This window comes from Stenotrophomonas sp. HITSZ_GD (assembly GCF_029543105.1).
In the GTDB taxonomy this organism is placed as follows: Bacteria; Pseudomonadota; Gammaproteobacteria; order Xanthomonadales; family Xanthomonadaceae; genus Stenotrophomonas_A.
In genome coordinates this window covers 22,312-36,367 of sequence record NZ_JARQXB010000011.1, presented here as the reverse complement: position 1 = coordinate 36,367, position 14,056 = coordinate 22,312, and the positions used below count along the sequence as shown (strand labels likewise).

The 14,056-nt window shown below is 70.0% G+C and carries 16 protein-coding genes; 12 read left to right on the top strand and 4 right to left on the bottom strand.

Going from position 1 to position 14,056, the window contains the following annotated elements; all coding sequences use genetic code 11:
• Positions 1 to 61 precede the first annotated feature (61 nt).
• Positions 62 to 976, bottom strand: coding sequence for a universal stress protein (locus P6166_RS11890; protein WP_277764675.1), 915 nt, complete (start codon positions 974 to 976; stop codon positions 62 to 64).
• 75 nt (positions 977 to 1,051) lie between these two features.
• Here P6166_RS11890 and P6166_RS11885 point away from each other — a divergent pair, with 75 nt between their 5' ends.
• Complete coding sequence (locus P6166_RS11885; protein ID WP_277764674.1) at positions 1,052 to 1,945, top strand: SDR family oxidoreductase; 894 nt, start codon at positions 1,052 to 1,054, stop codon at positions 1,943 to 1,945.
• Positions 1,946 to 1,948: 3 nt separating this feature from the next.
• On the opposite strand, the gene P6166_RS11880 is transcribed toward P6166_RS11885, so the two are convergent.
• Complete coding sequence (locus tag P6166_RS11880) at positions 1,949 to 2,428, bottom strand: Mpo1-like protein (RefSeq protein ID WP_277764673.1); 480 nt, start codon at positions 2,426 to 2,428, stop codon at positions 1,949 to 1,951.
• 159 nt (positions 2,429 to 2,587) lie between these two features.
• Positions 2,588 to 3,514: a phosphoribosylaminoimidazolesuccinocarboxamide synthase gene (locus P6166_RS11875; RefSeq protein WP_277764672.1), complete on the bottom strand. Its 927-nt coding sequence runs from the start codon at positions 3,512 to 3,514 to the stop codon at positions 2,588 to 2,590.
• Between the two features lie 226 nt (positions 3,515 to 3,740).
• Between P6166_RS11875 and P6166_RS11870 the strand changes: the two genes are divergently transcribed.
• The 11 genes from P6166_RS11870 (at position 3,741) to P6166_RS11820 (ending at position 13,229) form a co-directional block, all read left to right on the top strand.
• Positions 3,741 to 4,070 carry a DnaJ domain-containing protein gene (locus P6166_RS11870; RefSeq protein ID WP_130319473.1) on the top strand — a complete coding sequence of 110 codons (330 nt, stop codon included), beginning with the start codon at positions 3,741 to 3,743 and terminating at the stop codon, positions 4,068 to 4,070.
• A gap of 17 nt (positions 4,071 to 4,087) precedes the next feature.
• Complete coding sequence (rpe, locus tag P6166_RS11865) at positions 4,088 to 4,759, top strand: ribulose-phosphate 3-epimerase (RefSeq protein WP_277764671.1); 672 nt, start codon at positions 4,088 to 4,090, stop codon at positions 4,757 to 4,759.
• Positions 4,756 to 5,250, top strand: coding sequence for a GNAT family N-acetyltransferase (locus P6166_RS11860; protein ID WP_277764670.1), 495 nt, complete (start codon positions 4,756 to 4,758; stop codon positions 5,248 to 5,250). Before rpe ends, P6166_RS11860 begins: the two co-directional genes overlap by 4 nt.
• 329 nt (positions 5,251 to 5,579) lie before the next feature.
• Positions 5,580 to 6,509 carry a lipid kinase YegS gene (gene yegS, locus P6166_RS11855; protein ID WP_277764669.1) on the top strand — a complete coding sequence of 310 codons (930 nt, stop codon included), beginning with the start codon at positions 5,580 to 5,582 and terminating at the stop codon, positions 6,507 to 6,509.
• Between the two features lie 168 nt (positions 6,510 to 6,677).
• On the top strand, positions 6,678 to 8,153 hold the full coding sequence (gene trpE, locus P6166_RS11850) for an anthranilate synthase component I (RefSeq protein WP_277764668.1): 1,476 nt from the start codon (positions 6,678 to 6,680) through the stop codon (positions 8,151 to 8,153).
• Positions 8,153 to 9,196 (top strand): aminotransferase class I/II-fold pyridoxal phosphate-dependent enzyme, encoded by a 1,044-nt coding sequence (locus tag P6166_RS11845; RefSeq protein ID WP_277764667.1) that lies wholly within the window; start codon positions 8,153 to 8,155, stop codon positions 9,194 to 9,196. The genes trpE and P6166_RS11845 overlap by 1 nt, the downstream gene beginning before the upstream one ends.
• Positions 9,197 to 9,220: 24 nt before the next feature.
• Entirely contained in the window at positions 9,221 to 9,988 is a 768-nt protein-coding gene (locus P6166_RS11840; protein WP_277764666.1) for an SIMPL domain-containing protein, read from the top strand.
• A 10-nt stretch (positions 9,989 to 9,998) separates the two neighbouring features.
• A complete protein-coding gene (locus P6166_RS11835) occupies positions 9,999 to 10,583 on the top strand; it encodes an aminodeoxychorismate/anthranilate synthase component II (RefSeq protein ID WP_277764665.1) in 585 nt (194 codons plus the stop codon).
• Positions 10,584 to 10,623: 40 nt separating this feature from the next.
• Positions 10,624 to 11,658, top strand: a complete 1,035-nt coding sequence (gene trpD / locus P6166_RS11830; protein WP_277764664.1) for an anthranilate phosphoribosyltransferase — start codon at positions 10,624 to 10,626, stop codon at positions 11,656 to 11,658.
• Positions 11,659 to 11,724: 66 nt separating this feature from the next.
• Complete coding sequence (gene trpC / locus P6166_RS11825) at positions 11,725 to 12,516, top strand: indole-3-glycerol phosphate synthase TrpC (RefSeq protein WP_277764663.1); 792 nt, start codon at positions 11,725 to 11,727, stop codon at positions 12,514 to 12,516.
• Positions 12,513 to 13,229 carry a haloacid dehalogenase-like hydrolase gene (locus P6166_RS11820; protein ID WP_277764662.1) on the top strand — a complete coding sequence of 239 codons (717 nt, stop codon included), beginning with the start codon at positions 12,513 to 12,515 and terminating at the stop codon, positions 13,227 to 13,229. Before trpC ends, P6166_RS11820 begins: the two co-directional genes overlap by 4 nt.
• A 41-nt stretch (positions 13,230 to 13,270) precedes the next feature.
• On the opposite strand, the gene crp is transcribed toward P6166_RS11820, so the two are convergent.
• Positions 13,271 to 13,960, bottom strand: coding sequence for a cAMP-activated global transcriptional regulator CRP (crp, locus tag P6166_RS11815; RefSeq protein ID WP_057646950.1), 690 nt, complete (start codon positions 13,958 to 13,960; stop codon positions 13,271 to 13,273).
• Between the last annotated feature and the right edge of the window lie 96 nt (positions 13,961 to 14,056).

Sequence of the window (14,056 nt, the reverse complement as noted above, 5' to 3'; positions counted from 1 at the left end):
AACAGCGCCGTCGGCCGCGGCCGGGCCCAGGATGAATGGCGCGTTCGGTTTGGCGCGGCGCTCATGCGGTGGGTGCCGCGCGTTCGCCGCGGTCGCGCACGAACAACGTGTCGGTCTGCACGCTGCCGAGGATGCGGCCGGCGACATCGCCCAGCAGCAGGCCCGAGAGCGCGCTGCGGCCGTGGCCGCCCACCACGACGAGGTCGGTGTCGTGGTCGCGCACGTAGTCGCGCAGCAGGCGCGAGGGTTCGCCCTCGGCCACCACCGGTTCTAGCCGGCCGCGCAGCGCGGTGGGCAAGCCGAGCAGGTCCAGACGCGAACGCAGCGCGTTGTCCGCGCTGTCGCGGGCCTGGGCCTGCGCGGCCTGGGCGTGGGTATCGCGCTGGCCCAGGCGCGGCACCTGGAATGCGTGCAGCGCGGCCAGCGTGACCGGGTTGCCGAACAGCGCCAGCGCCACGTCCAATGCCTGCGATGCGGTGTCGGACAGGTCCGTCGCCCAGGCCAGGCTGCGGTACGGGCCATGCACGCGCCGGTGCACCACCAGCAGCGGCACCGTGGCGTGGCGCGACAGCCACGCCACGGAGGAACCCAGGCTGGGCTGGGTGAACAACGCATTGCGCGCCACGCCGGCGATGATCAGCCCGCAGCGGCACGCCTGGGCCGTGCGCAGCAGCGCCGGACCCACCGCGCCGCTTTCCACGCGCACTTCCAGGTCGATGTCGTCCACCGCGACATCGCGGCGCAGGCGGCGCTCGACCAGCTGGGAGAGCACGGCCGGGCGCTGCCACGGCGGCGAACCGAGGATGGGGTCGTGGAAATCCAGTTCCTGGGTGGACGGCAGCACCGTGGTCACCACCAACCGCGATTGCCACTGCCGCGCCAGTTGTACGGCGCGATCGAACGCGCGGTCGCCGCGGGCGCTGAGGTCGGTGGCCAGCAACAGCGAGGCGGGCGGGGCGACGATGGCGTCGGACATCTCTTCACTCCGGTGCGGGGAAGGTGCGCGCAGGAGTCTACGCCCGGGCATGTGAGGCGCCGGTATCATGCAGGCATGTCGATCACGCTTCCGCCTTCCGCCACGCCGTCCCTTCACCATGCCTGGGTGTTCGGCGGCAGCGGGCAGATCGGCGAGCGCGTGCTGGAACGGTTGCTGACGCGCGGCGTGGCCGTCACCGCGTGGTCGCGCCAGGCGCGTGCCCCGCGCCCCGGGCTGGCCTGGCGAGCGGGCACGCTCGATGACGCCGGCCCGCTGCCCGGCGAAGTCGATGCGGTGTTCAGCTGCGGCCCGCTCGATCATTTCGCGCGCTGGTTTGCCGCGCAGTCCGGCGCGCCGGCGCGCGTGGTGGCCTTCGGTTCCACCAGCGTGGAAGTGAAGGCCGAATCCGCCGACGCCGGCGAGCGCGATGTCGCACGCCGCCTTGCGCAGGCCGAGGCCACCTTGTTCGCCGCCGCGCAGGCGCGCGGCACCGCGGCCACCGTGCTGCGCCCCACCTTGGTCTACGGGGCCGGGCGCGACGCGACCCTCACGGTGATCGCCGCGATGGCGCGCGAGCGTGGCTTCTTCGTGCTGCCGCGCAGCGCCTCGGGGTTGCGCCAGCCGGTGCATGTGGAAGACCTCGCCGAGGCGGCGCTGGCCGCGTGGTCCGCGCCGGCGACCCACCAGCGCGCCTACGCGGTGGGGGGCGGCGAAGTGCTGGCCTATGACCAGATGGTGGCGCGCGTGCTGCAGGCGCTGTCGCCGCCGGCGCGGCTGCATCGCGTGCCGACCCCGCTGTTTGCCGGCGCGCTGCGCGTGGCGCACGCGGCCGGCCGGCTGCGCGGCCTCAATGCCGAGGCGTTGCGGCGCATGCGTGCCGACCTGGTGTTCGACCTGGCGCCGGCGCGGCGCGACTTCGGCTACGCGCCGCGCGGCTTTTCGCCGCGCGCGGCCGAAGTAGGCGCCTAGGCGTCAGTAGCGCCAGCCCATGCGCCGATAGAGTTTGGCCAGCACCCAGGCCGGGCCGATCAGCAAATACACCAGGTCGGTGAGGAAGCTGGGCTTGCGGCCTTCGAACTTGTGGCCGATGAACTGCGCGATCCAGGCCACCACGAACACGCCGATCGCCAGCCACAGCAGGTTCTGCAGGCCGATGCGCATCTCCAGCAGGCGGCACAGGCAACCGCAGAAGAAGAACACCGCCAGCATGCCCAGGCCCAGCCGGCGCGAAAGGCGGTTGTAGAACATCCACGCGGCGAACATGCCCAGCGCGGCCCAGATGCCGCTGCGCAGCAGGGTGCCGCCGACGGGCACGCACCACAGCAATGCCACCACCGACCACAGGATGGCCGGCACCGCGACCACATGGATGCGCTGGTTGAGTTCGTTGCGGTGGTCGCCCGAATAGCTGGCGAAGAAGCGATCGATGGGGCGCGCGGCGGAGATGTCCATGTTCCCTCCCAGGAATGAGCCAAGGATAACGCCGGGCAGCCTGCTGTGTAGGAGCGGCTTCAGCCGCGACCGGGCATCATGCGCTCGCGGCTGAAGCCGGCCCTGCACCAGGACAGGCCTTGCCGGAAAGCAGAAGGGGCGCTCGCGCGCCCCTTCCGTTCAATCGACCGAGATGCCGGCCAGCTTCTGCAGCGCCTCGGCGTACTTGGCGCGCGTGCGCTCGATCACCTCGACCGGCAGCTTCGGGCCCGGCGCGGTCTTGTTCCAGTCCAGCGTCTCCAGGTAGTCGCGCACGAACTGCTTGTCGTAGCTCGGCGGGCTGGTGCCCACCTCGTACTGGTCGGCCGGCCAGTAGCGCGAGGAATCCGGCGTGAGCATCTCGTCCATGATGTACAGGCGGCCGTCGGCATCGGTGCCGAACTCGAACTTGGTGTCGGCCAGCAGGATGCCGCGCTCGGCGGCGAAATCGGCCGCGAAGCGGTAGATGCGCAGCGTCGCGTCGCGCACGCGCTCGGCCAGTTCGGCGCCGACGGTCTTCACCATCGCGTCGAAGTCGATGTTCTCGTCGTGGTCGCCCACGGCGGCCTTGGTGGACGGGGTGAAGATCGGTTCGGGCAGCTTCTGCGCCTGGCGCAGGCCATCGGGCAGCTCGATGCCGCTGACCTTGCCGGTGCGCTGGTAATCCTTCCAGCCGCTGCCGATCAGGTAGCCGCGGGCGATCGCCTCCACCGGCACCGGCTTGAGCTTGCGCGTCACCACCGCGCGCTTGGCGTACAGCGCCTTGTCCACGCCGTCGGGCAGCACGCTGGCCACGTCGATGCCGGTGAGGTGGTTCGGCATCAGGTGCTCGGTCTTCTTGAACCAGAAATTGGAGACCTGGCAGAGCATCTCGCCCTTGCCCGGGATCGGGTCGGGCAGCACCACGTCGAACGCGGAGAGGCGGTCGGTGGCGACCATCAGCAGGTAGTCGCCCGGCGGGGCGTCGGCGGGCAGGCGCTCGCGGGGGATATCGAACACATCGCGAACCTTGCCGCGGTGACGCAAGGGCAGGCCGGGGAGATCGGATTGCAACAGCGTGGTCGACACAGGCACTCCTAAGGACTTCGCATTGGCGCTGTCCCCGGGACCCGTCGGGCCCGCGGCGGCGACAGCGGGCCGCGTAGTGTACGGCGCTTCGGGGCCGGATGGGGGGCCGCCGGCCAGGGGCCGGAAAGCCCGCCTTACCGGACCCCGACGCGGCCGGTCAGGCCCGTCCCGACGGCGCCGCTGGCGTAGAATTGCCGGCCCTGTCCTGCCCCGACGTCGCGTCCGCATGCGCTGGTACGGAAAACTGCTGGGTTTCATCGCCGGCGCCCTGCTTTTCCGGGGCAGCCCGTTGTTCGGCGCGCTGATCGGCCTGCTGCTCGGCCACGCCGTGGACCGCGGCTGGTTCAACCGCGAGCGCGAAGACCCGTACCGCGAACTCGGCCTGACCGCCGACGCCACCGCCGCCGAGATCGACCTGGCCTACCGCCGCCTGATGTCCCAGCACCATCCGGACAAGCTCGCCGGCGCCGCGCCGGAGCTGCGCCAGCAGGCCGAGCGCCGCGCGCGCCAGATCAACGCCGCCTACGACCGCATCCAGCGCCGCCGCCGGCGCTGATCTTCCTGGAGACCGCCATGTCCACCTGCATCATCGCCCCGTCCATCCTCTCGGCCGATTTCGCCCGGCTGGGCGAGGAGGTCGACAACGTGCTGGCCGCCGGCGCCGACTGGGTGCACTTCGACGTGATGGACAACCACTACGTACCGAACCTGACCATCGGCCCGATGGTGTGCCAGGCGCTGCGCAAGCATGGCGTCACCGCGCCGATCGACGTGCACCTGATGGTGGAGCCGGTGGATCGCCTCATCCCGGACTTCGCCGAGGCCGGCGCCACCTACATCAGCTTCCACCCGGAGGCCAGCCGCCACGTCCACCGCACCATCCAGCTGATCAAGTCGCACGGCTGCAAGGCCGGGCTGGTGCTGAACCCGGCCACGCCGGTGGATTTCCTGGACTGGGTGCTCGAAGACCTGGACATGGTGCTGCTGATGTCGGTGAACCCTGGCTTTGGCGGCCAGGCCTTCATTCCCTCGGCGCTGGACAAGCTGCGCGCGGTGCGCAAGAAGATCGACGCGCTCGGCAAGCCGATCCGGCTGGAGATCGACGGCGGGGTGAAGGCCGACAACATCGGCGAGATCGCCGCCGCCGGCGCGGACACCTTCGTGGCCGGCTCGGCGATCTTCAACGCGCCGGACTACGCCGAGGTCATCCGCAAGATGCGCGTGGCCGTGGCCGCCGCGCGATGAGCGCCGCCGCCCCGCGCATCCGTGAGGCCACGCCGGACGATGCGCTGCTGCTGCACGAGCTGGTCACCGCGCTGGCCGTGTACGAGCGCGAGCCGGACGCGGTGAAGGCCAGCGTCGAGGACCTGCGCGCCAGCCTGTTCGGCGAAGGCTCCACCGCGCACGCGCTGGTATGCGAGCAGGACGGCGTGGCGATCGGCTTTGCGGTGTACTTCTTCAACTATTCCACCTGGCTGGGCCGCAACGGTCTCTACCTGGAAGACCTGTTCGTGCGCCCGGAACACCGCGGCCACGGCGCGGGCCTGGCGCTGCTGCGGCACCTGGCCGGGCTGGCGGTCGCGCGGGGCTGCGGTCGTTTCGAATGGTCCGTGCTGGACTGGAACCAGCCGGCCATCGACTTCTACCGCGCCGCCGGCGCACGGCCGATGGACGAGTGGACGGTGTACCGGATGGAAGGCCAGGCGCTGCGCGATTTCGCCGCCGGCGGGCGCTGAACAGCGTTCGCCGCGTCGATCGGGTGCCTGCCGGGGGAGGGACCGCCAGCCCGATCGACGCGAACGCGCGCCGCTTGCCAGTGCGCCGCAGGAGAGAGGGTGCGGCGCCTTGAACGAAGGGATCCGCCCGTGCGGGCGGACCCGGAAGATTGGAGGCTGATCCTGCCTCCGCCCGTCGTCCCTGCTATGGCCTTCCACGTTAGGCCGCCTCGATGACATCGGCATGACACCGCGCCGGCCGGCGCCGGCACGATTCGAAATGCGTTCACGGCCATGGCCGCGCCGGCTTGCTAGCGTGGCGCGCATTCCCCCGACATTCCGGACCCCGCATGCAGGCACCGCGCTGGCGACTCATCCTCAACGGCAAGGCGGCCGGCGACGACGCGGTGCGCACGGCGGTCGGCGACTGGCGTCAGCGCGGCATCCACCTGGACGTGCGCGTCACCTGGGAAGGCGGCGACGCCGAGCGCTACGTGGCCGAGGCCATCGCCGACGGCGTGGACACGGTGATCGCCGGCGGCGGCGACGGCACGCTGAGCGAGGTGGCCACCACGCTGGCCCATCGCGAGGCGCCGGCCGATGCGTTGCCCACGCTCGGGCTGTTGCCGCTGGGTACCGCCAACGACTTCGCCAGCGCGGCCGCCATCCCGGTCGAACCGGAACAGGCGCTGCGGCTGATCGCCGAGCGCGCCGCGCAGCCGCTGGACCTGCTGCGCCTGGAGGCCAACGGCGAGATCCTGTGGTGCGCCAACCTGGCCAGTGGCGGCTTCGGCACGCAGATCACCGTGGAGACCGACGACGGGCTGAAGGACCTGCTCGGCGGGCTGGCCTACCTCGTCACCGGCCTCTCGCGCCTGGGCCGCATCGAGCCGGTGCAGGCGCGGCTGCGCGGACCGGACTTCGCCTGGGAAGGCGGCTTCATCGCGCTGGGCGTGGGCAACGGGCGCCAGGCCGGCGGCGGGCAGGTGCTGTGCCCCGATGCGCTCATCGACGATGGTCTGCTGGAAGTGACGGTCATTCCCGGCCTGGAAGGCGAGGTGGCCGCCACCCTGGGCACGCTCGTGCGCGGCGGCAAGCAGGCGGCGCTGGAGCGGGTGGCCGAGCGCCGCCAGCTGCCGTGGCTGGAGATCGACGCCCCGGCGCCCCTGACGCTCAACCTCGATGGCGAACCCGTGCAGGCGCGGCATTTCCGCATCGAATGCGTGCGCCACCGGCTGCGCATGCACCTGCCCGAAGGCTGTCCGCTGCTGGCCGGTTGACGGTTTCTTCCGTTACCACGCCGACACCGGCCACGGGTTTGGGTTAAAGTGCGGGCGTGTCCACTCTGACGACCCCGCGTTCCTTCTCTTCCGCTCGCCGCTGGTGGCGATGGTGGCCCGTTGCCGTCGTCCGTCTCCACACCGCAGCCTCCCGGAAGGAAAGTCGTCTTGATCACTGCCGAGCAGTTCCAGCAGCAGGCCGCTGAAGGCCATACCCGCATCCCCGTCGTCCGCGAAGTGCTGTCCGACCTGGACACGCCGCTGTCGGTCTACCTCAAGCTCGCCGACGGCCCGCACACCTATCTGTTCGAATCGGTCGAGGGCGGCGAGCGCTTCGGCCGCTATTCCATCATTGGCCTGCCGGCACGGCGGGCGTACAGCTTCCGCGGGCATACGCTGGAAGTGAGCGAGTTGGGCGAGGTGGTGGAGCGCCGCGAGGTCGCCGACCCGCTGGCCGAAGTGGAAGCGCTGCGCGCCGAGCATTCCGTGCCGCAATTCGCCGGGCTGCCCGGTTTCACCGGTGGGCTGGTGGGGTGGTTCGGCTTCGAATGCATCCAGTACATCGAGCCGCGCCTGGCCGCCGGTGACAAGCCCGATGAACTCGGCACCCCGGACATCCTGCTGATGCTCTCCGAAGAGCTGGCGGTGTTCGACAACCTCAAGGGCCGCCTGTACCTGATCGTGCATGCCGACCCGCGCCAGCCGCAGGCCTTCGCGCGCGCCAACCGCCGCCTGGACGAGCTCGCGCACCGGCTGCGCCAGGCCGGCGCGGGCTACCCGCAGGCGCAGGTGTCCGACGCGATCGACGAGCAGGATTTCCGTTCCTCCTTCACCCGCGAGCAGTACCACGAGGTGGTGCGCAAGGCGCAGGAATACGTGCGCGCCGGCGACATCTTCCAGGTGGTGCCCAGCCAGCGCCTGCGCGTGCCGTTCCGTGCGCGGCCCATCGACGTGTACCGCGCGCTGCGCGCGCTGAACCCCTCGCCGTACATGTATTACATCGACGTGGGCGGCACGCAGGTGGTGGGTTCCTCGCCGGAAATCCTCGCCCGCCTGCGCGATGGCGTGGTCACCGTGCGGCCCATCGCCGGCACCCGCCCGCGTGGTGCCACGCCCGAGCAGGACGCCGCACTGGAAGCCGAGTTGCTGGCCGACCCGAAGGAGCGCGCCGAGCACGTGATGCTGATCGACCTGGGCCGCAACGATGTCGGCCGCGTCGCCGAGCCTGGCACGGTGGAAGTGGGCGAGCAGTTCGTGATCGAGCGCTACAGCCACGTGATGCACATCGTCAGCGAGGTCACCGGCAAGCTGAAGGCCGGGCTCAGCTACAGCGACGTGCTGCGCGCCACGTTCCCGGCCGGCACCGTGAGCGGCGCGCCGAAGATCCGCGCGCTGGAGATCATCCGCGAGCTGGAGCCCGTGCGGCGCAACGTGTATTCCGGCGCGGTGGGCTACATCGGCTGGCATGGCGATGCGGATACCGCCATCGCCATCCGCACCGCCGTGATCCAGGACGGGCATCTTTACGTGCAGGCCGGCGGCGGTGTCGTGTACGACTCCGATCCGGACGCCGAATGGCAGGAAACGATGAACAAGGGGCGCGCGCTGTTCCGCGCCGTCGCCCAGGCGGCCAAGGGGCTGTGATGGACGCGGCCGTCGCGCGGATCGGTTTCCGCAACGATTACAGCGAAGGCGCGCACCCGCGCCTGCTGCAGGCGCTTGCCAGCGCCAGCGGCGAGCAGAACGCCGGCTATGGACTGGACCGGCATAGCGCGCGTGCGGCCGAACTGATCCGTGCCGCCTGCGCGCAGCCGCAGGCGCAGGTGCACCTGCTGGCCGGTGGCACCCAGACCAACCTCACTGCGCTGGGCGCGTTCCTGCGCCCGCACCAGGCGGTGATCGCCGCCGAGAGCGGGCATATCGCCGTGCACGAGACCGGTGCGATCGAACTGACCGGCCACAAGGTACTCACCGCGCCGGGCGTGGACGGCAAGCTGACGCCGGAAGCCATCGAAGCGCTGTTGGCCGTGCACGACAACGAACACCTCGTGCAGCCGAAGCTGGTGTATGTCTCCGACACCACCGAGCTGGGCACGATCTACCGCCGCGCCGAACTGGAGGCGATTTCGCGCCTGTGCCGCGCGCGCGGCTTGCTGCTGTTCCTGGATGGCGCGCGCCTGGGCGCGGCGCTGACCGCCGAAGGCAACGACCTCACCCTGGCCGACATCGCCGCGCTGACCGACGCCTTCTATATCGGCGGCACGAAGAACGGTGCATTGCTCGGCGAAGCGCTGGTGATCGTCCACCCCGCGCTGCAGGTCGATTTCCGCTACCTGCTCAAGCAGCGCGGCGCGTTGCTGGCCAAGGGCATGGTGCTGGGCGTGCAGTTCGCCACGCTGTTCGAGGATGGGTTGTTCTTCGCGCTGGCCGAACACGCCAACCGCATGGCGCGGCGCCTGCGCGAAGGGCTGGAAGCAGCCGGCGCGCGTTTCGTGGTGGATTCGCCGACCAACCAGCAGTTCATCGTCGTCACTCCGGCGCAGCTGGACGCGCTGGCACGCCGCTACGACTTCGAGCGTTGGGAAACCCGCGGCGATGGCGAGGTGGTGATCCGCTTCGTCACCTCGTGGGCGACCACTGCCGCGATGGTGGATACGCTCTGCGGCGACTTCGCCGCTCTGGCCTGACTCATGACACAAGGAACTGTTCGCATGCGCCGTCTCGCTACCGCCGTCCTCTCGTCCTGCCTGATGCTGGCCCCGCTTCTGGCGGCGGCGCAGGTCAACAGCTTGCCTTCGCAGCCGCACCTGCTGGTGCGAGGGAAGGCGGAACGCGAGGTGTTGCCGGATCGCTTCAAGCTCACCATCGAGCTGGAACAGAAGGACGCCGCGCCGGAGGCAGCACGCAGCCGCGTGCAGGCCGACGCGGCCACCGTGCTGGGTCTGTTCAAGGCGCAGCACGCGCTGGCCGATTCGGTGGAGGCTTCGTCGCTGTCCATCGAGCCCAGCACGCGCTATGTCGATGGCCGCCAGGTGTTCGAAGGGACCCAGGTCAGCCGCACGCTGTCGGCCAGCTTCGCGAAACTGGAAGACGTCCGCGCCGTGCTGGGTGGGTTGAAGACCAGCGACCATCTGGAGGTCTCGGGTATCGAACCCTCCTTCAGCAATGAGAGCAAGGTGCGGGGTGAGCTCAAGCGCGATGCCGCGGCGCAGACCCGTGTTACCGCGCATAACCTTGCCGATGCCTACGGCGTGAAGTTGGGTGGGCTCTACACCATTTCCGAAGTGGCGCCGGATTTTTCCTATGGCATACAGGCCGGCAGCTGGGCCGAGCCCGCGCGGGCTTACGCCCCGGCGCCCGCGGCGTTGGATCGAGTCGGAAACAACGATTCCAAGAACCTGGAGCAGGCCGAATCCCTCGAAGCCGGCAGCATCACCCTCACCGAATACGTCTACGCGATCTTCCTGATCGCCCCCTGAGATTCCCACCATGTTGCTGATGCTCGACAACTACGACAGCTTCACCTACAACCTCGTGCAGTACCTGCAGGCGCTCGGCGCCGAGGTGACGGTGGTGCGCAACGATGCGATGAGCGTCGAGCAGATCGCCGCGCTCAAGCCCGAGCGCATCGTCGTCTCGCCCGGCCCGTGCACGCCGAACGAAGCCGGCATCTCGCTGGCGCTGATCGAGAAGCTCGGCCCGACCACGCCGATCCTCGGCGTGTGCCTGGGCCACCAGGGCATCGGCCAGGTCTACGGCGGCGACGTGGTGCGCGCCGGCAACATCATGCACGGCAAGACCTCGCCGATCCGCCACGAAGGCAAGGGCGTGTTCGCCGGCCTGCCGGACCGCTACGAGGCCACGCGCTACCACTCGCTGGTGGTGGACAAGCGCACGCTGCCCGATGCGCTGGAAATCACCGCCTGGACCGAGAACCCGGACGGTTCGATGGAGGAGATCATGGGCCTGCGCCACCGCCAGTACCCGGTGGAAGGCGTGCAGTTCCACCCCGAATCCATCCTCACCGAACACGGCCACGCGCTGCTGCGCAATTTCCTCGAGCGCCCGCTGTGAGCCGAACCCCGCGACTCGAACACGCCCCACTGTGACCGCCATGACCTTCACTGCCCAGGAAGCGCTCCAGCGCACCATCGAACACCGCGAGATCTTCTTCGACGAGATGGTCATGCTGATGCGCAGGATCATGCGCGGCGAGGTATCCGAGACGATGACCGCGGCCATCCTCACCGGCCTGCGGGTCAAGAAGGAGACCGTGGGCGAGATCGCCGGCGCAGCGCAGGTGATGCGCGAGTTCTCGCGCACCGTCGAAGTGGCCGACCGCACCCACCTGGTCGACATCGTGGGCACCGGCGGCGACGGCTCGCACACCTTCAACATCTCCACCTGCACGATGTTCGTCGCGGCGGCCGCCGGGGCGCGCGTGGCCAAGCACGGCAACCGCAGCGTCTCCTCGAAGTCCGGCAGCGCCGACGCACTCGAAGCGCTGGGCGCGATCATCGAGCTGCAGCCCGAGCAGGTGGGCCGCGCCATCGCCGCCAGCGGCATCGGCTTCATGTTCGCCCCGGTGCATCACCCCGCGATGAAAGTCGTGGCGCCGGTGCGCCGCGAGATGGGCGTGCGCACCATCTTCAACATCCTCGGCCCGCTGACCAACCCGGCTGGCGCGCCGAGCATCCTGATGGGCGTGTTCCACCCGGACCTGGTCGGCATCCAGGCGCGCGTGCTGCACGAGCTGGGCGCCGAGCGCGCGCTGGTGGTGTGGGGCCGCGATGGCATGGATGAGATTTCGCTGGGCGCCGGCACGCTGGTGGGCGAGCTGCGCGAGGGCAAGGTACACGAGTACGAAATCCACCCCGAGGACTTCGGCATCGCCATGTCGCACAGCCGCAACCTGAAGGTGGCTGACCCGGACGAATCCAAGGCGATGCTGCTCAGCGTGCTCGACAACCAGCCCGGCCCGGCGCTGGACATCGTCGCGCTCAACGCCGGCGCGGCGCTGTACGTGGCCGGCGTGGCGCACGACATTGCCGACGGGATCGCGCGCGCGCGCGTGGCGATCGCCGATGGCAGCGCCCGTGCCAAGCTGCACGAATACGTGGCGCTGACCCGCGCCCTGTCCGCCGAATAAGCCCGGCGCGTTGGCCGGGCGCCAGGCTTTTGGCCGATAATGCGCGGCCTTACGGATATCCCTGCGATGAGCGACATCCTCAACACGATCCTGGCCCGCAAGGCCGAAGAAATCGCCGAGCGCAGCGCGCGCGTGCCGTTGGCCGAGGTCGTGGCGCGCGCGGCGGATGCCTCGCCGGTGCGCGGCTTCGCCGATGCGCTGCAGGCCGCCATCGCCCAGGGCGAGCCGGCGGTGATCGCCGAGGTGAAGAAGGCCAGCCCCTCCAAGGGGGTGATCCGGCCGGACTTCCGCCCCGCCGATATCGCGGTGAGCTACGAATTCGGCGGCGCCAGTTGCCTGTCCGTGCTCACCGACGTGGATTTCTTCCAGGGCGCCGACGATTACCTGCGCCAGGCTCGCGAGGCCTGCACCCTGCCGGTGCTGCGCAAGGATTTCACCATCGATCCGTACCAGGTGTACGAGGCGCGCGCGCTGGGTGCAGACTGCATCCTGCTGATCGTCGCTGCGCTGGAGGATGCGCAACTGGCCGAGCTGTCCGGCCTGGCGCTGCAGCTGGGCATGGACGTGCTGGTGGAAGTGCACGACATCGACGAGCTGGAGCGCGCCATCCAGGTGCCCGTGCCGCTGGTGGGCATCAACAACCGCAACCTGCGCACGTTCGAGGTGTCGCTGGAGACGACGTTGTCGATGCGCGCCGCGGTGCCGCGCGATCGCCTGCTGGTCACCGAGAGCGGCATCCTGGCACCGGCCGACGTGGCGAAGATGCGCGGGGAGGGCGTCAACGCCTTCCTGGTCGGCGAGGCGTTCATGCGCGCCGAGGAGCCCGGCGATGCGCTGCGCGAGCTGTTCTTCCCGTGAGTGCGTATCCCGATCCCGGCGCCGATGCGCGGCTGGTGGTGTTCGATTTCGACCACACGCTCTACGACGGCGATTCCGGCAGCCACCTGTTCGCCTGGCTGATCCGGCGCAACCCGCTGCGCCTGCTCGCCGCGCTGCTGCTCACGCCGCTGCTCGGGCCGCTGGTGGCCTTGCTGCCGACCCGCCGCCACGGCATTTCGGGCTATGTGTGGATCGCCACCTTCGGCCTGAAGGGCGCGCGCGAGTTCAACCGGGTCATCGACGCCTACGTGCTGGCCCACCAGGCCGAGGTGCGCGCGCGGCTGCTGCCGCATGCACTGGAGGTCTTCGCCGGCCATCGCCGGGCCGGGGACCGCGTGGTGGTCGCCACCGGCGCGCCGCCGGAGCTGGCGCGGGCGATCCTGGCCTTCGTCGCGCACCAGGACGTGCCGGTGGTGGGCAGCCTGATCGGCCCGCGCCTGGGCGGCGTGGGCGCGGTGCGCCACTGCCACAACGAAGAGAAGATGCGCATGCTGCGCGAGCTGGGCTATGGCGACATCGCCATCGCCTATTCCGACAGCACCGCCGACCTGCCGCTGCTCAAGGCCGCGCGCGCGCCGGTGGTCGTCAACCCCAAGGCCAGCCGGGTGGCGTACTTCCGCCAGGTGCTGCCGCCGGGCACGCCGATCCTGAATTGGGGTTGCGCCGATCGCGCCGGCGATCGCTTGCCCTGAAACGCTCGACCCCCGGTAGGCCGGGGGTCGAGGGGGAGGCTTCAGCGGGTGCCGTAGAGCACCACGGTCTTGCCGCGGGCATGCAGCAGCCCGTCGGCCTGGAGCTTCTTGAGCACGCGGCCGGCCATCTCGCGCGAGCAGCCGACCAGGCGCGCCAGCTCCTGCCGGGACACGCGCAGCTGGGTGCCCTGCGGGTGGCTCATGGCTTCCGGCTCGCGCGCCAGGTCATGCAAGGTGCGCACGATGCGGTCGGTCACGTCCAGGAAGGCCAGGCGGCTGGCCTTGCGGGTGGTGTCCAGCAGGCGCTTGGAGAGCTGCACGCCGATGGCGTAGAGCAGGCGCGGGGCATCGGCCGACAGGCTCGTCTGCATCAGCTGGTGCAGGCGCTCGTAGCTGATCTCGGCCAGCTCGCACTGGCTGCGGGTGCGCAGGATCACCTCGCGGGTGTCGGACTCGATGAACAGGCCCATTTCGCCCACGAACTCGCCGGCACCGAAGTAGCCCAGCACCAGCTCCCGGTCGTCCTCTTCCTCGGCGATGATGCTGATTGAGCCGCTGATCACATAATAGAGGGTGCCGGCCGGGTCTCCCGGGCGGAACACGTCTGTCCGGGTGGGGTAGCGGCGTCGGTGGCTGTGGGCGAGGAAGCGCTCGATGGTCGCCGTGTCCAGGGACAGGGGCGTCGTCGCCTGACGTACTGATGTCATACCCGTGTTGTTCCCTAGGTTCATGGCAGTTCCGCGGCTCGATTCCCGGAAGCTTAACGGGATGGCTCGCCCTTGGTAAACCGTTGTCGGCGGTAGACGTTCCGCTACCGTGCGCTTTGG